At 42.1% G+C, this 20,359-nt stretch carries 17 protein-coding genes; 10 read left to right on the plus strand and 7 right to left on the minus strand.

Annotation, left to right across the window (positions count from 1 at the left end; all coding sequences use genetic code 11):
• Window positions 1-57: 57 nt before the first annotated feature.
• Window positions 58-1,482: an MFS transporter gene (locus tag M0413_RS01890; protein ID WP_249552994.1), complete on the plus strand. Its 1,425-nt coding sequence runs from the start codon at window positions 58-60 to the stop codon at window positions 1,480-1,482.
• 15 nt (window positions 1,483-1,497) lie between these two features.
• Here M0413_RS01890 and M0413_RS01895 read toward each other — a convergent pair whose 3' ends face one another.
• Window positions 1,498-2,346 (minus strand): sulfotransferase family protein, encoded by an 849-nt coding sequence (locus M0413_RS01895; protein WP_249552995.1) that lies wholly within the window; start codon window positions 2,344-2,346, stop codon window positions 1,498-1,500.
• 303 nt (window positions 2,347-2,649) lie between these two features.
• Between M0413_RS01895 and M0413_RS01900 the strand changes: the two genes are divergently transcribed.
• Together M0413_RS01900 and M0413_RS01905 are read left to right on the plus strand one after the other, a co-directional pair.
• Window positions 2,650-3,765 (plus strand): Fic family protein, encoded by a 1,116-nt coding sequence (locus M0413_RS01900; protein WP_249552997.1) that lies wholly within the window; start codon window positions 2,650-2,652, stop codon window positions 3,763-3,765.
• A gap of 297 nt (window positions 3,766-4,062) precedes the next feature.
• Window positions 4,063-5,361 (plus strand): restriction endonuclease, encoded by a 1,299-nt coding sequence (locus tag M0413_RS01905; protein WP_249552998.1) that lies wholly within the window; start codon window positions 4,063-4,065, stop codon window positions 5,359-5,361.
• Between the two features lie 4 nt (window positions 5,362-5,365).
• Here M0413_RS01905 and M0413_RS01910 read toward each other — a convergent pair whose 3' ends face one another.
• From M0413_RS01910 to M0413_RS01935, 6 genes are all read right to left on the minus strand, one after another.
• The gene (locus M0413_RS01910; protein ID WP_249553000.1) at window positions 5,366-7,225 is read right to left on the minus strand and encodes a response regulator receiver domain; all 1,860 of its coding nucleotides are present in this window, start codon (window positions 7,223-7,225) and stop codon (window positions 5,366-5,368) included.
• Window positions 7,218-10,187 (minus strand): ATP-binding protein, encoded by a 2,970-nt coding sequence (locus M0413_RS01915; RefSeq protein WP_249553001.1) that lies wholly within the window; start codon window positions 10,185-10,187, stop codon window positions 7,218-7,220. Before M0413_RS01915 ends, M0413_RS01910 begins: the two co-directional genes overlap by 8 nt.
• A gap of 76 nt (window positions 10,188-10,263) precedes the next feature.
• Window positions 10,264-11,427, minus strand: coding sequence for a DNA cytosine methyltransferase (locus M0413_RS01920; protein ID WP_249553003.1), 1,164 nt, complete (start codon window positions 11,425-11,427; stop codon window positions 10,264-10,266).
• Window positions 11,428-11,847: 420 nt separating this feature from the next.
• Complete coding sequence (locus M0413_RS01925) at window positions 11,848-12,078, minus strand: hypothetical protein (RefSeq protein WP_249553005.1); 231 nt, start codon at window positions 12,076-12,078, stop codon at window positions 11,848-11,850.
• A 116-nt stretch (window positions 12,079-12,194) separates the two neighbouring features.
• The gene (locus tag M0413_RS01930) at window positions 12,195-12,551 is read right to left on the minus strand and encodes a hypothetical protein (protein ID WP_249553007.1); all 357 of its coding nucleotides are present in this window, start codon (window positions 12,549-12,551) and stop codon (window positions 12,195-12,197) included.
• Window positions 12,552-12,711: 160 nt separating this feature from the next.
• Window positions 12,712-13,614, minus strand: coding sequence for a LysR family transcriptional regulator (locus M0413_RS01935; RefSeq protein WP_249553009.1), 903 nt, complete (start codon window positions 13,612-13,614; stop codon window positions 12,712-12,714).
• Between the two features lie 378 nt (window positions 13,615-13,992).
• Between M0413_RS01935 and yjjG the strand changes: the two genes are divergently transcribed.
• From yjjG to M0413_RS01965, 7 genes are all read left to right on the plus strand, one after another.
• The gene (yjjG, locus tag M0413_RS01940; RefSeq protein WP_069453767.1) at window positions 13,993-14,697 is read left to right on the plus strand and encodes a pyrimidine 5'-nucleotidase; all 705 of its coding nucleotides are present in this window, start codon (window positions 13,993-13,995) and stop codon (window positions 14,695-14,697) included.
• A 277-nt stretch (window positions 14,698-14,974) separates the two neighbouring features.
• Entirely contained in the window at window positions 14,975-16,228 is a 1,254-nt protein-coding gene (locus tag M0413_RS01945; protein WP_069453766.1) for a tyrosine-type recombinase/integrase, read from the plus strand.
• Window positions 16,228-17,091: a hypothetical protein gene (locus M0413_RS01950; protein ID WP_069453765.1), complete on the plus strand. Its 864-nt coding sequence runs from the start codon at window positions 16,228-16,230 to the stop codon at window positions 17,089-17,091. Before M0413_RS01945 ends, M0413_RS01950 begins: the two co-directional genes overlap by 1 nt.
• A 134-nt stretch (window positions 17,092-17,225) precedes the next feature.
• A complete protein-coding gene (locus M0413_RS23105) occupies window positions 17,226-17,384 on the plus strand; it encodes a helix-turn-helix transcriptional regulator (RefSeq protein WP_502957296.1) in 159 nt (52 codons plus the stop codon).
• A 119-nt stretch (window positions 17,385-17,503) separates the two neighbouring features.
• On the plus strand, window positions 17,504-17,794 hold the full coding sequence (locus tag M0413_RS01955; protein ID WP_069453763.1) for a hypothetical protein: 291 nt from the start codon (window positions 17,504-17,506) through the stop codon (window positions 17,792-17,794).
• Entirely contained in the window at window positions 17,784-18,695 is a 912-nt protein-coding gene (locus tag M0413_RS01960; protein ID WP_069453762.1) for a primase-helicase zinc-binding domain-containing protein, read from the plus strand. The genes M0413_RS01955 and M0413_RS01960 overlap by 11 nt, the downstream gene beginning before the upstream one ends.
• Entirely contained in the window at window positions 18,695-20,122 is a 1,428-nt protein-coding gene (locus tag M0413_RS01965; protein ID WP_069453761.1) for a DUF3987 domain-containing protein, read from the plus strand. Before M0413_RS01960 ends, M0413_RS01965 begins: the two co-directional genes overlap by 1 nt.
• The last annotated feature ends 237 nt before the right edge of the window (window positions 20,123-20,359 follow it).

Here is a 20,359-nt window from a genome sequence, read left to right on the forward strand (position 1 = left end):
ATATACGACATAATTGCACCATTAAAAACCCTTAGTCTCATATGGATTTGGCTTGGAATGGGCAACCACGAAGTACCCGCAGCATTAACTTGTGCGCGCCGTAGCGCCAGAAATCTCTGGTTAAGATGTACTCTGCGCCGCTCGCAGCAGGAAGCCGTTGCCTCGTCGATGATGACGGCAACCAGCGATAACTTTTTTAATGCTTACGCGATTTTTCTCGGTGCTAGTCTTGCGCAAATGGGTTTTGTTACTGGATTACCGCAGCTCTTTGGGGCGATGTCGCAGTTAGTTTCTGTCTGGTTAGCGAGCCATTTTTCTCGTCGTAGTTTTATCGTTTACTGTGCAGCTTTACAGGCTGTGTTGGTATTAGGAATGGGCGCGTTAGCGGCCTTTCGGCCTGAGCACGCAGTATGGATATTTATCGCGCTCGCCGTGGGGTATCACGGTTTTATTAATCTTATCCAACCCCATTGGCGCGCTTGGATGGGGTCGATTGTACCTGAACGTCGCCGCGGCGCCTTTTTCGCGGCGCGTACCCGACTCACTATGGGCGCATCCTTAAGTGTATTCTTTATTGGCGGTGGCATTCTGACCTTGACCGATTCGCAGCAAATGGCCTGGTTGGGTTTTACGCTGCTGTTTTCGATTGCCGCTATGGGGCGTTTTGTCTCGGCTTGGTTATTACTGCAAATGCACGATCCTGATCCGCGCGAAGCCAAGCAGCGGGGCGTATTTATCCAAACCATTGGTAACTTTCGCGGCGCATGGAAGGATAAAACCTTTCGCCAGTACAGCTTGTTTGTGGCCAGTATGCAGGCGATGGTCGCCATATCGGCGCCGTTTTTCGCTGTGTATATGCTGGAAGACCTGCACTTTAGCTACATCGAGTTTGTGCTCGCGAGCGTAGCCTCGATAGCGACTCAATTTGTGACGCTAAAGTTTTGGGGACGATTTAGCGATCAATTCGGTAATCGTTTGGTGATGATTATTACCAGTTGCATGATCCCAAGCTTGCCATTGCTATGGCTGTTTTCCGATAACTATCTGTATATTCTCCTTATTCAGGCATTTTCTGGGCTGGCGTGGAGCGGCTTTACCTTAAGTACCGCCAATTACCTTTATGATATTCGTCCCTTTCGCAGTGACTTTGCGACCTATGCAGCGTTGCAAGCGTCACTCAGTGCGGGATTGGTGTTTGTGGGAGCGATGGTTGGCGGCACGATTGCCTCCCATGCGGCGGACTTTTTAGTCTGGTCAGGCTGGAATGCTTGGCTCAGTAGCCCGATTTTTGTAGTGTTTTTAGTATCGACCATACTGCGCGCATTTGTGACACTGTGGTTTATTCCACGCTCGGTCGAACCCAAAGTCAGGCCTCGGCCGCAGTTATTGCAACTTATCTTCCGTATTCGCGGCTTTAATGCGATTTCGGGCGTGAGTCTCGACTGGTTAACTGTGGTTAAGCGTCGGAAAAATAATGATTAACCTAGAATCTAGAACCTAGATTTTATAATCAAAGAACTTACGTTTTTCAGGCCCCGAGGCATTGGCGCTGATCTTATTCGGGTGTTTATATTCATCCCAACTAGCCACATTGCGACCGACATTGAGCTTAGGAAAGTTCTGCTGATTTTCGCTAGCGGCTAGGCCCATAAAAGCCAATAGCTGACCGAGGGCACCTTGTTGGCTCACATCGATACTGAGTAAGTCGTGTCTGCCCGCAAAGTAGTTAACCACCTCAGCTTTATGACGCTGATAACAATCGATAAGATGTTGTTCATCCTGCGGATTTTCGACTATACCTACGCCAAAGCTATGGCGAAAGCTGCGCTTCATGATTGGGTGGAATCGGCCAGTTTTGGCATCCAAATGTGGCAGCATTCGGCTGAGTAACATCTGCATCGACGGCACCCAAGAGTCTAACTCTCGGTCAATATAGACAAATTTGGCCTCGGGGAAGAGTTTATCTAACTGCTTGAAATCGCTAAAACAAGGCGCATCGGAAATCGCATCAGCCTGCATAAAGGCTGCTTTAGTAAACGCCATATGTGCCACTTTTAAGCCTTGCTCCAATAGTGCCACGCTTACGCTCGTTGTCCCTGTTCTGGGTAAGCCGATAAAAATAACCTTCTGTTTTTGCTCGGCAACAACCGACTCATGCTTAATCGCATTTGGCTCGATTGCACTCGGCTTGGTTGCACTTGGCTTGGTTGCATTCGGCGCGAGTAAGCTTGGCCTGATGTCATTTGGTTTAGCTGAATCGCACTGTGGCTGATTGAGCTGCACATCTTCACTATGGTTATGCCTTTGAGAATCGGGAAGGGTGGCAATAGTTGGGTTATCAGGCATGGATTGGGCTCAGCATTCTTGTCAGCGTGGTCGTGATGGGTGTGTAAATTGGGTTTAGCATTAGTGTTTTATCAACGTTGGCAGTATATCGCAGTGCACAGGTTTTGGTAGCGCAAAGCTAGCGTTGCGTCGGTATTGCGTTGTTGAGGTAATCAACAGGATAAATTCCTTTATGCTAGAAGCATTTGGGCAAGGTGAGGCGATTACTTGTATTATTTGCCTCATTTTGTGAGGTGAATAGGTTTGTTAATTGACTCATTGTGTGAGTAGAATAGGCTTGTTATTTGACTCATGGGGTAGGATATGTGGATTTGGCAGCAAGCCGATTGGCCTAAGTTTCATTGGAATGCCAGCAGCATTGATGCCTTGCTGCGTCAGGTCTATTTCAATCAGGGCCAACTGCTTGGCAAGCAAATGCTAAGTCCCGACGACAACCTGTTAACCTCAGCGGCGGCACTCGACACCTTACTCGCTAACATTATCCATTCCAGCGCCATTGAAGGTGAAAAGCTCAATGCGGCTTCGGTGCGCTCATCTTTGGCTAAAAAACTCGGTGTGTCAGATGACAAACCGTATCCGACCACGGCACAAACCGATGGTTTAGCCGACATTATGCTCGATGCCTTAAAAAATTTAGATACAGAGTTAACCCTTGAGCGGATATTAGGTTGGCATAAACAGTTATTTCCCCAAGGTTATACGCTGTTTAACCCCGTTATTGGTGGAGCGCTGCGTGGCGATACACCTATGCAGGTTGTCTCTGGCCGCATTGATAAACCAACGGTGCATTTTGAGGCCCCCTCTCGAGCGACTTTGGACGCTGAACTCTCACAGTTTATCGAATGGTTTAATGCTTCACGGCAAGATCTGGGTTTAGATCCGCTTATCCGTGCGGCGATAACTCACCTTTGGTTTGTGACTCTGCATCCGCTTGATGATGGTAATGGGCGCATCACGCGTTTATTGACCGATTTAGCTTTGGCGCAAGCGGAAAAACGCTCAATTCGTTTTTACGCTATGTCGGTCAGTATTCTGGCCCGTCGCCAAGCCTACTATGACATTTTAGAGTCCATTCAAAGGGGTAATGTCGATATTACTCCTTGGTTAGTATGGTTTTTTGAAACCCTCAATGATTGTTTACTCAATGCGATGGCTGATGTGAACAAGACTCTGCTAAAAACGCAGTATTGGCAAAATGTCGATCAATCCTTATTGAGTCAAGAGCAAGCCAAAGTGCTCAATCGGATGTTAGATGGCGATTTTGAATTAGGGATGAATAGTAGCCAGTATCAAAAAGTCGCGAAGGTGAGCCGCGCCACCGCCACCCGTCACCTTGCGCAAATGGTCGAGCAAGGCTTTTTAGTGAAAGCCGACGCCGGCGGCCGAAGTACGAGGTACTTATTGCCGAGTGGGCAGTAGTGAGTGCTTAGCTTTAAGTCTCAACAGTGGCCACAAAATGGTATCGCCCGCAGGCACGCCGTAAACTCTTCCATGAGGGCTCCACCGCGCCATCCATGGCGCAGAGGGCCTGCTTATCGATACCATTTTCCGCTGTGAAGCCCTTGTATCGCGTCAACTTCAGTGTGAGCCTTGAATGGGGTTACAAATTAGCAGTTGAATAAGCACATACTCACAATTGGCATCCACATTTCTTTTAATTAAATATCAGTATGTTATATTGCACCAAGCTACTTAGATAAGGATTGGTGACGAATAATGGAAATTCAGATTGGTGATGTACTGAGATATAAAAAGCCAGCATGTGGTAAAAACATGTATGAAGATGGCCACCTCAATTTCCACTTTCTAACCAAATCCATCGACGCCAACAACCTGCAACTTGAAAAGGGAATCAATCCCTGCGCCAAAATCAAAACGAGCTTGGGTCAACTTGTGCGCCCGGCAATACTTATTTCTAGTAGCCCAAATAAAAAAGGATCAGTAGAAACCCCCTGGGAAGATTTTTATGACGTTGATAACGGTCATATTCGCTACTTTGGTGACAACAAAGAACCAGGTAAAGATCCTGCTACCGCGCCAGGAAATAAAGCACTACTTGAAGCGTTTCGTTTAGCCCATTCACACAGTGTGGACGAGAGATTATTAACTCCACCTATCTTGTTTTTTAAGCGGGCGATAGTTAATGGCGTCGCTAAAGGTTATCCGCAATTTTATGGATTGGGGATCATTAATAGTGTTGAATTAGTGACCCAGTGGGACAATAAATTAGCTCGAACTTTTACAAATTATGCCTTTGATTTTACGGTGCTTTGTATCGCCGCAGAGCATGAGGTGTTCGAATGGGATTGGATAAATAGCCGCCGTAAGAAAGGCTTTTCGCTCGCGATAACCAATAATGCCGCCCCTAAAAGCTGGCGACAATGGCTAAATGAAGGCAGTAATTCTCTTAATAAATTACGCCGTCGAGTTTCCAAACTGAGTCTTGAGAAAACGGTAAATCAAAAGCCTATTCCGGGATCTGAGTCCGATAAAATTTTAAATCAAATTTATGATTACTATGCCAACAAGAAGCATAGATTTGAGGCGCTTGCAGAGGTTATTGCAGAACGCGTGATCGATAGAGAGCTTGGCATTTATCAAAAAGGCTGGGTGACTCAAGGCTCGGGTGACGGTGGTGCCGATTTTATCGGTAAGGTGACGTTGGGCAGTGGATTCTCCAAAGTGGAGTTGATTGTGCTAGGGCAGGCAAAATGTGAGTCACTCAATACACCTACGGGTGGTAATCATATTGCTCGTACCGTGGCACGTTTGAAACGTGGTTGGCTAGGTGTGTATGTAACCACCAGTTATTTTTCAGATTCAGTTCAACGAGAAGTGATTGAAGACAAGTATCCAATAGTCTTGATTCATGGACGCAGACTTGCAGAGGAAGTCGCTAAGTTAGTGTATGAAAGCGAAGCGTATTCCAATGTCGCAGAGTTTTTAATCGCGATGGATGCAGTGTATCCATCGCGATTAAAGCAAAGGCAAGCTGAAGAGATATTAAATATCTAGGTTGCTATAAAGAGGATATGAAATCTAAACCGACACGTGATTGGTTGCCTCCCAGTTTTTGCAACAAATTTAAACCATATTCATATCGGAGAGATGCTATAGCTTTTACATCTTTCACATCTGACAGCTTAAGCTGAGGTATTGGATCTGATTCATGATCATTTGGTTCAGTCAGTACAGGTCTCAAATGCTGTAGCTTTAAAATATTCCCCTCAAAATAATTACCATGGTTTAAAGCATAAAATGTTTCCCATACTGGGTTTGATATATCATTCTCAGTAAAGCGAAAAGTTTTTATGCCATCATTATAACGAATAAAAACATGTTCATTTTGATTGATACTTTTTTGAAATTTTTCAATGTTCTTGGGTCTATCATCGTTACTTATTGTTACTTCGAAAAGCTTAACTGCTTGAAATGCAGAGTGTTTTTGTCCAAGCCTGGTCTCCCATCTTTTCTTGGCTTGATTTGGAACTAAGTCACATGCTGGACTTAAACAGACCCAAAACTGTTTCTCGTCTCCATCCTCAAGTTCAAATACAGTTCCTGTATTTATGTGAGAACCATTAATGGGATATGAACAAATATAGGCATTAAGATGTTTAATTTGATTTAGCTCATTATTTAAATACTTAGGAAAGAAAAGCCGTGTAGCTGCATACTTATCCACGGTTTCACTCCTAATAGCAGAATACATACGCTTAGAGAATTCAATCAAAGGTTCCTTAGAAGCGGCTGAAAGCTGTTCCCAATGTCTACTTATTGCCCCTAAATGTTTAAAGTCATCGTCATGATGAGAGTTGTACATATCAATTAGCCAACCCGACTGAGCAAGTTGATCATTAATAATGTCACTAGCTTGCTCTAATCCTTTTTCATCAAGTTCATGACGAATTTTTGCTAGTAATAACATAATTGGTGGCGGATTATGTGCGATTAGTGCCTCTGTTAACTTTTCATGTAGTAACTCAACAGGTTCTTCGTCGGATTTCTTTACTACAGTAATGAAAGCTTTACCAGTACTAATAAAGTTAATTTTTTTATTAAAAGACCATTGAATGTCAGCGGTTATTCCATCTTTTATAGCACCTAATATATCGTTTATTTTCCATGCTATAATATTTTCAGTGCTAATGCCTGTCTTTTTAGATATGTATTCAATATCTTCTTTGAATGGATTGAAAATATGCTCTTTCTCATAAAATTTATATAAGGTTGAATTTGAATTTAAGTTTAAGAAACAGGCAATATCAAGAAAGCTAATTTTTAATTCTAAAAATCGGCTGGCTCTTTCACTTTCTTGATTATCCATCCAAGCCTCTATTGTCTCGATAGATTCTGGATTATAGCTAGGTAAAAAATGAGGTTTATATAAGTCCTTAAGTACCTGTTCAAAAACTTTGCTTATATCATCTTCATGACCTTTGGTATGTATTATAACCAAATTAAAATGATTGTTTTTTACTAAGTGCTCTACTATTTTTCTTGCCCTTTTTCCATCATCAATTTCTGGCGAATCATCTAAGTGATAATCAAGAATTAGTAAATCACTTTGATTAAGGTGTTCAGGAAAATCAGGTAAAGCACCAAGTTTTGGCGATTGACCATCATAAACATCAACACTCCATTTATGCGTATCGTGGCACATATTTAAAATGCGTTTCAATCGTTCTATATTTGTGTGGTTTAACTGTTTTGGCTTTAATGTTCCAGGATTATCCTGTGTAATTTGCTGTTCAAGAAAACCTAGTAAAGTAGGATATTCATCGTCAATAACCGTTACATTCCTTACTGGTGCAATGAAGGCTTCCTTTATTAGGTCTTTATAAGTTACTTGTGGTTGAGTTAATGTTTGATCAGTCATTTTTCATTCCTTTGAATTCAATGGCAAAGTTTGCGCCAGGAAGTAACTTATTCTCTTGTAATGTTTCATATCTTATTTTGTGTCCAGAGGCCTGAAGGTTTTGCCTACAAAGATAAAGCCCTATGCCTCGGCCGCCACGTTGTTTTCTTGTAAAAAATAAGGTGAACAGTTGTTCTAAATCATCTTTGTCTACACCGGGACCATTATCTGATATAAAGACTTCATCACCATTAACGTCAAGTAGTATCTGTTTAGATATGCTGTCGCCATGTTCAACCCAATATTGTGAATTGTTTACTAAGTTTATGAATACTGGGTATATTCTTGATGGTTGGTCAAATAAGCTCATATTTATAAATGCATCACTAGCGGAAAACTGGATATTTTTATCGTTAAAGTTGGATTTAAAGAATTTACTTACATATTGATAAATATCTTCACCAGTTAATGTGCGACTTATTTTTTCGCCAGAGAGTTTTAATGGGGATAGAAAACGCCATTTATCAGACAAAATTTGTTGGGCTTCTAATGCATCAATGTTAGCTTGTGTTATTCGAGGATCCGTACTTAATTCAGAAATTGTTTTGAGACTGCGAGTGACAGTCATGTCTAACCCCTCAATTTCATGCCCAATCACTTCAACAGTTATACCTAACTGAGCTAGTGCGTGGAGGCGAGTTATCTCTTCGCGGTACTTGAGTGTTTCATTCATGCTATCTATAGCTAAACCTTCTAGATCAATTTCTTCATTTAGACGATTTAGAGCTGTTATATAAGGAGATAGTTTTTGTGAGTTTTCAATTTCAGTTTTTATCTGTTCTTCATCCAATTTGTTTATAACATATTCAAGCGAAACTTTTTCTAGTTTCAAATCCTCTAGTGCTTCCATCAAAGAGATTTTATATTGCTCTCTGCAATGCTTTACTAAACTGTCAAATTCTGTTTGTTGCTTTGCTAGCAACTCTTTGCCTTCTGCTGCATATCGTGTGATACTAGAATTTAAACTTGCTAGTTTACTTCGATACACTTCTTCTGCTTTTTGAATATCTGTCTGACCTTTGCTTTCCTTTATTGCAATGTTTACTCTGAAAGTTAGGTCTTTAATAATATCTTGAGCCTGTATTTCTAGTTTTCTGTACTCTCGGTAATCATCTTCTAAGCGACCCAAGTTAGGTGGTATTGGGCTCAGAGAAAAGCCAGAGGTAATGGAAGCTAAGTCATCAATTTTGGCTTTAATTATTTGGATTTCATCACTTGATTTTAAATCTAACCAACTAGAAAGTGATTGCTGTAATTCAATAACTTCTTTTACATGAGCTAAAAGTTTATTACTGTCTTTCTTGATGGTATTACGTATGCGCGCTCTTTCTTTTGATATAAGTTTTTTTCTATCTTCTTCAGCTTTAATTGCTGCTTTTTCTTCTTTAATATTTTCTAGTGTCGGCTTTCTTAGGTTGGATTTTGAACCAAAATATTTATCAGCTACTGATGTTAATATATTTTCAACAATTTCTCTAAATAGCTTCGATGCTCTATTTTCTATAAAGCCCTCACGTCCAGCTTTATCCTTTAAATTTTGATTAAGGTCCCTGGTTATTGCGATACGGCCAAACATTCTCCTGTTTGCCCAAAAATAACGCCCCGCATTTTTTGAACGTCTGAATTCTATTGAGAAATAGTCACTATCAACACGCCCATAGGGCATTACCCTTAACCCATCACGGTAAACGCGAAAGCCACCATATTTTTCAGCTTGATCAAGAAATTTTGAATGTAGTTCATTTGGTAAAGTTGTACTACCTATCTGTAGTTCAAATGTTCCAACTCTTAAATGAAAGGAGCCAAATGCTGAATCACGTCGAGTTTTGTAGGCTACTTTAGGTTTTACTTGATATCCTTCAATCCATTCACCAAAAACCTTGACTCTACCATTAAAGTAGCCTTCGTCATTTACGGTGCCTTCAATAATATGTTCCAAATCTTCAAGATTTCGAATATCAAATTCATTAACGTTATCTAAAATAGGGGAAGGGACTGTTTTATGCCAAGCAATAACAGAGTAGCAAAAATCTGTTATAAGCCGCTCATCGTCTTTTGAAAATGGATCGGTGAAGTTTGATAGCGTTTGCTGGAATCTTTCTCTTGCTAATTGCTCTGGCCCTTCAGCATCTGCAAAAGGAACTTTCGAGATTTGAAATTTTATATCATCGTAAACATCAGCAATAAACATTGCTGTTCCTTTGATAGATATATTTTGCCATACAGACCACTTAGATAGATGTCTTTCACTAAATACATCGTTTATTAATGTATTTACAATTTTATCTTTTGTAGATTTGTCATTGCCATCAGCTTTTTCTTGTGCTGTAAATCTGTCCCAAGCATCATTTAGTCTAGCCGTTCTTTTTTCATCATTACTGTCACCCCACACATTCCCCATCATCTGATCGAATAGACTTGGTAACTCATCGATTAAATCAGAGGCTTTTTCAAATTCAGTAACAGGGATTTGAATATCTTGTAAAAGTAAAAATGGGTTTTCAAAGATTCTCCAGTCAATTAATGCAGATACAAAATTTTCGTTTTTTCGCTTAGACACAATCAACATTAGTGGACCTAAGGCTGCACTAGATAAACGGCCAATACCTTTTTGTCCTTGTTTAGGTCTCAGTGTTAGACCATCACGATCTTCTTCCGGAATGTCAAAACCATTAGTTTTTGATTCTGTACCTACAGTAAGCCATTTTGTTTCGAATTCGGCACGGTTCATGCCATGGCCGTCATCAAGCAAGGCTGCAACTGGTATGTCACCATCGAAAATATGTAACTCGACATTACGTGCATAAGCATCATAAGCATTTTTCCAAAGCTCAGAAATTGCCGTTGGACAATCTGCAATTTGTTCCCGACCTAAATGGTCAATTGTGCGGGCACGGGTTTGAAATGATACTGATGAGAGCATGGGGCTTCCCTAACTAAAATTCCTTATTAGTCAGGATAATATGCTTTTTTTTAGGCAGAATAAATAGACAATTAAGCTAGGGTGTGATGATTTTTTTGATAGTGTTAATTAGCACTTTTCCTAATTTAACAGGAACAGCATTACCTATCTGTTTACCTTGTTGAGTTGAAGTGCCTAAAAAATTAAAGTTATCAGGGAAGGTTTGTAATCGAGCGGCGTGGCGGAGTGTCATACCTTGATTTTTCCAAGGATGAACAAAACGGCCCTTGGAGGGATTGTTACATCCGGTAGTGATGGTATTACTCGGTAAGTGGATCATTACTCGGCCATATACGTCTTTATGACCTTTATATCCATTTGAATGACAGGGTAGCCTAAATTCTTCGCCAGCGTCTTCGCGGCTTCCATTTAAAGGTGTGGCTTCAAATTGCCTAATCATTTTAGGTGTTGGCCGCATTGTGATGTTACAAGGATCATTCTCTTTTACGGCTTCACCATATTCTAGGTTTAGCAGGAGATCTCTTGCTTCATCATCTGCAAGCTTAGTTTTTGGTCGAAAATACTCTTCAATATATTGCTCGATAAGGTCTGCTGGTATTTTTTCAAATACGGTAGAGGCCGCTTTCCAGTAAGGTGATTTATTACTAGACGGTGAGAAGTGTGTCGCTGCTGGGGGAAAATTTGCAGCATCAACATTCAGGTCTTTACGTGTACCAAAGATAAAAACACGTTTACGGTTTTGTGGCACGCCATAGTCTTTAGCATTGAGAATGTCGCAAAAATGAATGGTATAACCATGGGTTTTAGCGAGAGCTAGAAGCTGATTGAGATAGTTTTCATGGCGTTTCCATAAAAGTCCCGCCACGTTTTCAATCAAGAACGCTTTTGGTCGTAAACCATCAACAAAATCAAAATACTTCAACAGAAGCTGATTTCGGGGATCATCAATACCTGCACCGTTAATCCGATGAGTAGAGAAGCCTTGACATGGAGGGCCACCAAGGAGCAAATCCAATTTTCCTGGTTTGAGCTTTAACTCTGTCATTAAGGCGGGCAAGTCGACAGCATTAATATCGCCATTAATTAACTTAGTTGGTGCTTTTAGGCGTTCAACGAGGTTACGTTGATAAGTAATGGTAGCGGCTGTATCTAGTTCGATAGCTGCGATGACATCAATGCCACATTGATGTGCGGCAAGAGATAAGCCGCCAGCACCCGAAAATAGATCTATCGCTTTCATTAATCATCAGTCCAAACTCAAATTTCGAACCGCAAATTATACATGGCAAGCACTATTCCGCTAGCTTTTAGTTTGTGATTGAGGAGTTTGTAATTGTGATAAAACTTAATGACTAACTTATATTCACATCGAACAAAATAACGCCACATGCTTAGTCGTTAGAAAGCTTTTTTGCAGAAATGCTTTTGGAGCTATAAGTACAGATACCTGATAGAGCTGAGGCCATATTAGAATCGACATTGTTGCACCAGTGACCGTCTAAAACAGGGAGGTTTTAGTCGAGCCTACATGGAGGTATGAACGGCGTGTCACTGGGGAAATAATGTAGGTTAAGTGACTCATTTCATGTATCACTTTACGCTCTATTTTTTAAATTTGATAATTATATCAATTGGTAATGAGTGAGCCACCTATAAGCAACTAATCCTCTTTTGCCCTAGAATTTATAAATTGTTGTGCTTCTGCCAGTGCAAAATCAAAATGAAATGCTAGCCCTGATTGAATCACTTTATTATCAAAGCATACAAACCATTCAAAGTCTCCCCTGAACCGATCTGGGTTTCGTTCGATGTAGATCACGTATCCACACCATTCTTCTTCATAAGCGACAAAGTAAGCCTCTTCAAACTGGCTAACGGATTGGTATTCCATGATGTAAACCTAGTGTAATGGTAGGCTTATATTTTCAGTCATTGCTGTTGTATGTTCCACGGACTATGAGTCACATCGAATAGTTTTATTTTATTAGTCGGGCATTTATGTCGTGGTTATCGTATTGAAACGACTTTGGCGCTCAGTTGCTGTTTTATCTGCTCAAGGTAGTGAATTAGGTCACTGGGTTGTTCAAATTCAAGCTGTAGTGTTGGTTGAGAAGCTGTACGGATTTCTGGGTGTAGGTTGTCGCCGTCATTTACGGCTGAAATGATGCTGTAGCGGGGATAATCTTCTTCGCGGCAGATGGGGTCGGCATAGTCGACCCAAAGAATAAAATAGTGGTTGTTGTGTTTGAAGTAAAAGCTGGGACACATGTCGTTTTGGTAGCTTTTATCGATGAGAAATGGGTATAAGCTTAGGTTGAAGCCAAGATCAAATTTATCGCCAAATGTTTGCTGATAAGCACTCATTTTTTTGCCTTAAATCATCGCATTAAGTGATGTTAAGTATAGCTGAGGTATTTGCTTAACGAACTGTTTTATCTGGTTTAAATGTGTTTTCATTAGTCTATTTTTGCTGTGTGGTTATGTTCGTTATAACCATTATGTAAAGCCGTATTTATCGTTAACCCTAGCTAATAATTGCCCTATTTTTTGCTAAGAACTCCATCAAAAACTCAATCAATACCGTTACTTTGGTCGGTTGGTATTTTCGCTGTGGATACACGGCGTAAATGCCATGTTCGGGTAGCGGATAGTCTGTAAGTAACGCCTGTAAATGTCCGGTTTGCAGAGCTGGCTCAACAATAAAGCGCGGTAGGTTGGCAATGCCAAGTCCATCGAGACAGGCCTGATGGATTGCATCACTATTATTGACCTGATAGTTGCCTTTGGGTTGAACACGTTGCACGCCATCGGGACTGTGGAAACTCCATTCCACACCATTTTGAAAGTAACTGTAAAACAAGCAGTTGTGCTGAGTTAACTCGCAGGGCGTCATGGGTAAACCGTGCTGCGCTAGATACGCGCGGGACGCGCAAATCACGCTCAAACAAGGGGCAATTTTACGGGCGATAAGGCTGGAGTCGGGTAATTCGCCGATGCGAATGGCCAGATCAAATCCGCCAGCAATTAAATCTGTAGTCTTATCATCCATCTGCATTTGTAGCTGGATATCGGGATAACGCCTTAAAAATTCAGCTATTAATGGCGAAATATACAAACGTCCAAATACCATAGGTACAGAAATCCGCAAATTGCCTCTAGGTGTTTGCTGCAATTCAGAGATGGCATCCAATCCTTCTTGGGTGAGCTGTACCGCCGGGCGAATGTACTCGAAATAGCGCGCGCCAGCGTCGGTTAGGCTTAAGCTGCGGGTGGTGCGTTGTAATAGTTGAATCCCTAAGTGCTGCTCCAACTGTGTGATTCGTTTGCTGATGGCTGATTTACTGAGTCCAAGCTTTTGTCCCGCCGCAGAAAAACTACCGCATTCGACCACAGTGACAAAAATGGGTAGAGCAGAAAAATGTTCCATGTGCGTCCTATTCTGTTGAGGCGAGGTCGGTTACTGCATTTCGATTCGATGTAATCAGTCTTCAATTAAGCGGGCCAAGAGATAAACCAGACAGGGCGCGTTTACTGTTGAGTTATGTTCAACGATAGGTTGTATTGTCACGGTATTATCCGTCATGGATAAAGATAGTAGACTATTTTGCAACAAAAACGGTGTTCCCATAAATAGAATCTTGCGCCTGTTTTGCGCGTTCGATGCCATGTTGGATGAGGCCGACTGCATGATCCCAAGTTGAGTTTGGCGATGCGTTAATTTGCTATGGTGCTAGCGGCTTCCCTATACTGCCAGTGGTGGCAATTTTTAATTAGTTACATTTTATCTTTTGTTAGGAGTGTTATTTTGTCCTCAAACCAAACCTATTCCTCGGCCACGCCCTATGATTGGGTGCTTTTCGACGCCGATGAAACGCTATTTTATTTCGATGCCTTTGAAGGACTAAAGTTGATGTTTACTGGCTTTGGTGTTGAGTTTACTCAGGCCGATTTTGAGGAATACCAAAGGGTAAATAAACCGCTTTGGGTTGCTTATCAGGATGGCAAGATCAGTGCCGCAGAGCTGCAAACTATCCGTTTTGAGCCTTGGGCGGCAAGGCTTAATGTATCGCCACAAATCTTAAACAGTGCATTTTTAGCCGCCATGGCAGAGATTTGTGCGCCGCTGCCTGGTGCGCGCGAATTGCTATCGGCATTGCAAGGTAAGGCTAAGCTGGGGATTATTACCAATGGCTTTACCGAGTTGCAGACAGTGCGTTTAGAGCGTACTGGTTTACAGCATCATTTTGATATTTTGGTGATTTCAGAAAAAGTCGGCATCGCCAAACCCGATGTGGGTATTTTTGAGCATGCACTTGAGTTAATGGGGCGGCCAGCGCGTGAGCAAGTATTAATGGTGGGTGATAACCCGCATTCCGATATCCAAGGTGGTATCAATGCCGGTATTCATACTTGTTGGTACAACGTCCATGGCCATGCTGCGCCAGCGGGGATCACCCCACATTATCAAGTGAACTCCCATCAAGAGCTGCAACAGATACTGGGGCTTTAAGACAACATTTGGGGTACATATTGCCGTACACATAATGCGAAAAGGGGCTAACCCTTGCAGGTTAACCCCTTTCCTAACAATCACTTAATCGAAAAGATTAGTTCATGCCATATTAAGTCTTTCAATGTTTTTCTCTGTTTTATCTTGTTCACTTTAGTTTATCTAATTCGTTATTTTTCTTGCGGTTAGTATCAATGGTTAATCAATTGTGTTCTGTATTGTTCACCTTTATTCTAGGTTGAACAGGCTTAAGTGTGGGTTCAACTGTGGGTTCAAAATGGCGCTATCTGATTCGAAGTTAAAAGGCATGTTGAAAGGTCACTCTGATACTAAGCCGCGCAAAGTGGCGGACGGTGAGGGGCTGACTGTATTGTGGCGCAGTAGCGGCAAAGTGACGTTTGTTTATCGGTATCGTATTCACGGTAAGCCTAAAAATGTATCCCTTGGTGAGTACAACGGTGAGGAAACGGGGTTAACCCTCAAGAATGCCAGAACCAAGGCGCAGCAATGTAAAGGCTGGCTAAATGAAGGGCATGATCCTGCTATTCAGCTAAAGATAGTGAAAGATGAGCGTTTAAAGCCAATGACGGTATCCGATGCGTTGAGTTATTGGCTTGAAAAATATGCTGATGAAAAGCGTGTGAATGCTGATAAACATCGCCAGCAATTTAATAAATGGATTGTGCCTCACATTGGTGATTTGCCGATAAACGCAGTGAGTAAGCACCATTGGCTAAGTTGTTTTGAAACCCGAGCTAAAAAGTATCCTGTGGCGGCTGGCTATGTGTTACGCAACGTACAGCAGGCGCTTAAGTTTTGTATTAAACGCGGTTTTGAGGTGAATAGAGATGTTTTCGACCTTGACCATGAAGCAATAGGAGCCAATAAGCAGGCCAAGCGTTCAAGGCGATTAGTCGATGATGCCAGTTGGGACGAATTTACGCAGTTAGTGCGCTGGGTTGACCAAGGCAAAATGCTGCCCTATTACCGCAATTTACTCATGCTACTGATTAGCTTTGGTTGTCGCACTCAAGAGCTTAGGCTATCAACATTACGCGAATGGGATCTTAATCGGATGATTTGGACAGTGCCACCAGAGCACAATAAAACGAGTGATAAAGACCAGAAAAAAGGGGAAAGTGGCGAAATCATGCGGCCAATCCCCCAAGCAATAAAGCCGTTTATAGAGTCATTAATTGCATCAAGCCCTAATGAATACCTCCTTGGCGAGCTAAAACGAGCGCCAGCCGTGAGCGGTTGGGGTGGCAAGGTGTGGCAGCAGTTAGGGCATCAAAATCAGTGGAATTTACACGATATTCGCAGAACAGTTGCCACAGGATTAAATGATTTAGGCGTTGCGCCCCATATTGTTGAGGCATTACTCGGCCATTCCATTCAAGGCGTTGCGGGCATCTACAACCGCAGCCAGTATCTACCCGAAAAACTTAAGGCCCTTGATCTATGGCAAGACAGGTTGGCACTTTTGCGAGGTGATACGCAAAACGTTGTAATGCTGGGGAGGTTGGGTTAATGGCCATAATAGAAGAACTTGATTTGCATTCAAATGGAGTCTTGCGTGTGCTAGATGATATGTTATTTGAGTGCCCAAGCCTTAAGTGGGCTTTATGTTGCGCCAATATAGATTTCAAAAAATGGAGTACTGGTGATTGGTTTATGCACGCTAGGGTTAAATTAGAAGTAGATTTATTGCGTGGACATTTTCCGATGAGATTTTCATTGAGTGATACTGAGTGCCTCGGTGCAATAGAATTTTTAGCAATTTTAGCTTACCCGCTCCCAGCAGATGCAAGTAAACGAAAGAAATTTATATTGGCGAATATGGCTGGCATTCTTAAATGTACTAACACTAAATTTAATTCGAAGGCGAGACTGAATTTAAATATGCATGGATGGAGTTTGACTAGTATTGACAAAATTGAATCTGCAACCAATCTCGGGGCAAAAAGAATAACAGAACGGTTGAGGCATGGTCAGGCTGTAGATCAATATTTGAAAGAGCAAACGTTGTTTGCTGAAGATAACCCAAGAACGTTTGCACAAGCGTTATATACTGTGATGAACCTTTATACTAAAGAGAGGACAAAGAAATTTAGTAATCCTTATGATACTGAAAAGAATCAACGAAATGCCTATATTGCTTCAAGACCTGTAGTTCACTACGCTCTTGCTTACTCACAAGTTTTAGCATCAGAGGGTAAAAAACCTCAAAATTATTGCGAAGCGATTATGAATCCTGAATGGCTGCCGAAAGTACTTGCATATGGCAATAATTTTTTAGCGATACAGTATGAGTCATCAAGAGAGGCTATATTAGCAAGAGGTGATAGTTTGTATGCATTCGAATCTGACGAAAAAGTTTATATTTATCAATAGATAACAAGCCCCGTTTTTTTACTATAACAATACTTTTGATAACTCAATTAACTACCTTAGATTGATGATGAACTTAATCAAACGAGGTCGTTAATATGCAAATAAACCCAAACCAAATCATTAGCATTAAAGCTATGTGCAAGAACCTAAACAAAGGCCGCACAACGCTTTTTTGCTATGTTCGTGATGGCAAATTCCCGCCGCCGCTTCGAGTAGGCAAAAAGACCCTTGGATGGAGCCAAAAACAATATCAACAATGGCTTGAAAGCAAGGAGGCAACCAACCATGAATAAGGCAAAAAAATGCCGCTACAAGTCCTGCAAGACTTTAGCGGCTTGGTTGAAAGCCGGACTAAAAAGCTATCAGGCGAAGCATAGCATGTCTGCAATTCAAAGCAAAAGTTGGAGGCAATATGACTAATCTAACTTTTAAGCAACCTAAGCAGCGACCAACAGCCACAGTTGAGAATATTAAAACCTTGCTCAGTGCAAAGGGCGTACAGTTTTACCTCGACCGCCATACCTTAGTAATGCTTTACGAAGGTCAGCCTTACAAAGGTGAAAGGCTTAACTACCAAATCCGAGAAATAGCAATTTTAGAAGACTTTAAGATTGTTAACTTAAATCAGGCAATCAAGTATGCCATTGAAGACTTATGCAATTATCACTACCAATTAAGGGAGGGGACAAAATATGAAGGATAATTTAATTCGCAATGTCACCTCGCTCGCTAATGGTAATTGGTTAGGCATACTCAATAGCTTATGCGGTGATATTCAATATAACAAAGCGCAACCATGCCCCAATTGTGGCGGACATGACCGTTTTACCTTTGATGATTTAGAACGTCGCGGGACTTATGTTTGCCGAGGCTGTGGAAGTGGTGATGGCTTATCGCTGGTAGCTAAAGTGCATAGCGTAAACGCACGAGAAGCGGCTTTAATGGTTTCGCCTTATGTGGGGCTTGATATGGCGCAGCCTATTGATGTTGAGCGCTTAATACGCCACCAGCAGCAATCCGAGGCAAAACAAAGGCAGCAGCAACAAGCGTCCAAACGGCGCGAAAGGGCAGCTCAGTATGCCTGTGACATCGCGAGAACTTGTTGCCGAATGGCGACAGGGACAAATGGCTATCTCCAACATAAAAACGTTAAACCCTTTGGCTCGCTAGAGTTAGCTAAACAGATAAAGGTGAATGGCATTTGCTTGGCTGAGGGAACGTTAGTTATTCCTGTTTTTAATCCGTCAGGGTTAAGCAGTTTGCAATTTATCACTACTGATGGGAGAAAAATCTTCCTTGCTGGTGGGCAGATTAAAGACGGTATGTTTCCACTTTGTTCACAGATAGCACAAAGCGGTGATATTTACATTGGCGAGGGGTTTGCCACATGTGCAGCAGTTGCCGAGGACATAGCAAATAGCCAAGTCATATGTGCGTTTAATGCTGGCGGGTTAGTCGGTGTAGCGCGAGCCGTTAGACGATCTAGGCCACAGGCGGAAATTATCATTTTGGCAGATAACGATCTAAGCGGTGCGGGTGAGCATTACGCAAAAGTGGCCGCAATTGCTGCGAACGGTAGCTACATTATGCCGAGGGCTTGCTAATGAATGAACAAGCAAAAAGCACTGATTTTGCTGATCCTAATGGACGGCAGCAACTGAGTAAGTTAACCCCCATTAGACCCTTAGCTGGTGGCGTTAGTAATGATTTAATCAACCATAAAGCCCCCACGTTAGACTTGCAAAGTCTCGCTAGTCATTATGCGCTGGTAAGGTTTGGTGCTGAGGTTGCACGGTTTTATCAGTTTCCTGTCAATACGGCTATATTGTCGGTAATGGGCATCTTATCAGGTTATGCAGGGCTGAAATATTGCGTGCAATATCCGAATGAACAGCGCTTACCGATAGGGCTTTATGTGGTAGGAGAACAGCCTCCAGCAGCCGCTAAAAGTTCGGTGCTACGAACGGCAGCTACCCCCTGCCTTAAAGCCATAAAAGGGGTAAATGAGAGTCGCAGAGATGCTGCAACTGACGATGAACCCGCCAAAATCCTGCGAATATTAGGCTCAAATGCTACCCCCGAGGCACTAGAAACAGACTATGCCAAACAGAATGACGGTTATTTCTCGCTGTTTAGTGCGGAACAAGGGCTAAGTGATGTGCTGTTAGGCTTAACCAGTGACCGCAAAGCGGATAATGACCTGTTATTAAAAGGCTTTAATGGTGAGTGGCATAGTGCTAGTCGTGTGACCCGCCAAGGCTATCAAGGCTTTGTTCACGGTGCTGTTACCTTGTTAGCGCAGTCAGGCAGCATTGATACCATTCTTGCCAAAAGTAACGGTACAGGCATCGCTGAGCGCTTTTTAATGCTGAGTGAACCCACCTTATTAGGCCAAAGGCAGTTTGGAACGAGTAAACCCTCAGCGATTAATGGCAAATTGCGTGAAGATTACGCGAAAGCCGTTAACGACATAGCAGACTGGCTACTACAGACTAACCACTATCCCGCATTAGATAATTTGGTCAGTTTGGAAATTGAGCCAAAAGGCTGGGAGGCTATTGCTAATAAGCAGCAAGAAATTGAACCGTTGCTAGCCGATGGGGCGCTTTATTCTCACGGCATTTTGCGCGGTATCTTTGGCAAAATAGACATTCAGATAATGAAATTGGCAGCAACATTGCACATTGCTGAAAGGCTAATGATGGGGCAAGAGGTTGGTGGCTTTATTCCTTATTCAATTGTCATTGTCGCAATTAATATGGCTGAGGCGTTAGCGGCCAATGTGCGACAGATATTGGAAGAAAAGGGAATGATCGGAAAGTCAGCCGAATGTGAGGCAATTCTGCGAATGTTTGATAATGCCCAATGCAAAACTGAACGAGAAATTATCCAAAGTCGCAGCAGGGTAATACCGTTCAAGGATATGACGGGGAGTAAGTCGGACGCCATAAGAGCGGCACTGAGGGAGTGTATTGGTCGGGGCTTTCTTACCATATTAGCGGGGACGCCAGAGCGCTATCGTATGGTTTAGCCTGCCAAGCCCCCAGTAATGGGGGTTTTTTGTAGGTGTTGTAACCATTACAAGAACACTGCAACAGATAAAAACCATATTTATCAATGGATAATGATTGTTTTTTGCTGGTTTGTTGTGTTGTTGTAGGTGATACGCTTGTCATGGGAATAACATAGCGCTTGAATAGAATAGTAGCTACAACAGCCACAACATTACAACAAAAAGCATTTAGTTATTTAAATTCATAATTTTAGG

It is taken from the genome of Shewanella sp. 8A (assembly GCF_023475945.1).
In the GTDB taxonomy this organism is placed as follows: Bacteria; Pseudomonadota; Gammaproteobacteria; order Enterobacterales; family Shewanellaceae; genus Shewanella; species Shewanella xiamenensis.

Coding starts and splice junctions, on each gene's coding strand:
- M0413_RS01960 (WP_069453762.1), top strand. CDS start 17,784: ATGAAGGATAATTTAATTCGCAATGTCACCTCGCTCGCTAATGGTAAT.
- M0413_RS01900 (WP_249552997.1), top strand. CDS start 2,650: ATGTGGATTTGGCAGCAAGCCGATTGGCCTAAGTTTCATTGGAATGCC.
- M0413_RS01935 (WP_249553009.1), bottom strand. CDS start 13,614: ATGGAACATTTTTCTGCTCTACCCATTTTTGTCACTGTGGTCGAATGC.
- M0413_RS01945 (WP_069453766.1), top strand. CDS start 14,975: ATGGCGCTATCTGATTCGAAGTTAAAAGGCATGTTGAAAGGTCACTCT.
- M0413_RS23105 (WP_502957296.1), top strand. CDS start 17,226: ATGTGCAAGAACCTAAACAAAGGCCGCACAACGCTTTTTTGCTATGTT.
- M0413_RS01930 (WP_249553007.1), bottom strand. CDS start 12,551: ATGAGTGCTTATCAGCAAACATTTGGCGATAAATTTGATCTTGGCTTC.
- M0413_RS01915 (WP_249553001.1), bottom strand. CDS start 10,187: ATGCTCTCATCAGTATCATTTCAAACCCGTGCCCGCACAATTGACCAT.
- M0413_RS01955 (WP_069453763.1), top strand. CDS start 17,504: ATGACTAATCTAACTTTTAAGCAACCTAAGCAGCGACCAACAGCCACA.
- M0413_RS01950 (WP_069453765.1), top strand. CDS start 16,228: ATGGCCATAATAGAAGAACTTGATTTGCATTCAAATGGAGTCTTGCGT.
- M0413_RS01910 (WP_249553000.1), bottom strand. CDS start 7,225: ATGACTGATCAAACATTAACTCAACCACAAGTAACTTATAAAGACCTA.
- M0413_RS01895 (WP_249552995.1), bottom strand. CDS start 2,346: ATGCCTGATAACCCAACTATTGCCACCCTTCCCGATTCTCAAAGGCAT.
- M0413_RS01965 (WP_069453761.1), top strand. CDS start 18,695: ATGAATGAACAAGCAAAAAGCACTGATTTTGCTGATCCTAATGGACGG.
- M0413_RS01905 (WP_249552998.1), top strand. CDS start 4,063: ATGGAAATTCAGATTGGTGATGTACTGAGATATAAAAAGCCAGCATGT.
- M0413_RS01890 (WP_249552994.1), top strand. CDS start 58: ATGGGCAACCACGAAGTACCCGCAGCATTAACTTGTGCGCGCCGTAGC.
- M0413_RS01920 (WP_249553003.1), bottom strand. CDS start 11,427: ATGAAAGCGATAGATCTATTTTCGGGTGCTGGCGGCTTATCTCTTGCC.
- M0413_RS01925 (WP_249553005.1), bottom strand. CDS start 12,078: ATGGAATACCAATCCGTTAGCCAGTTTGAAGAGGCTTACTTTGTCGCT.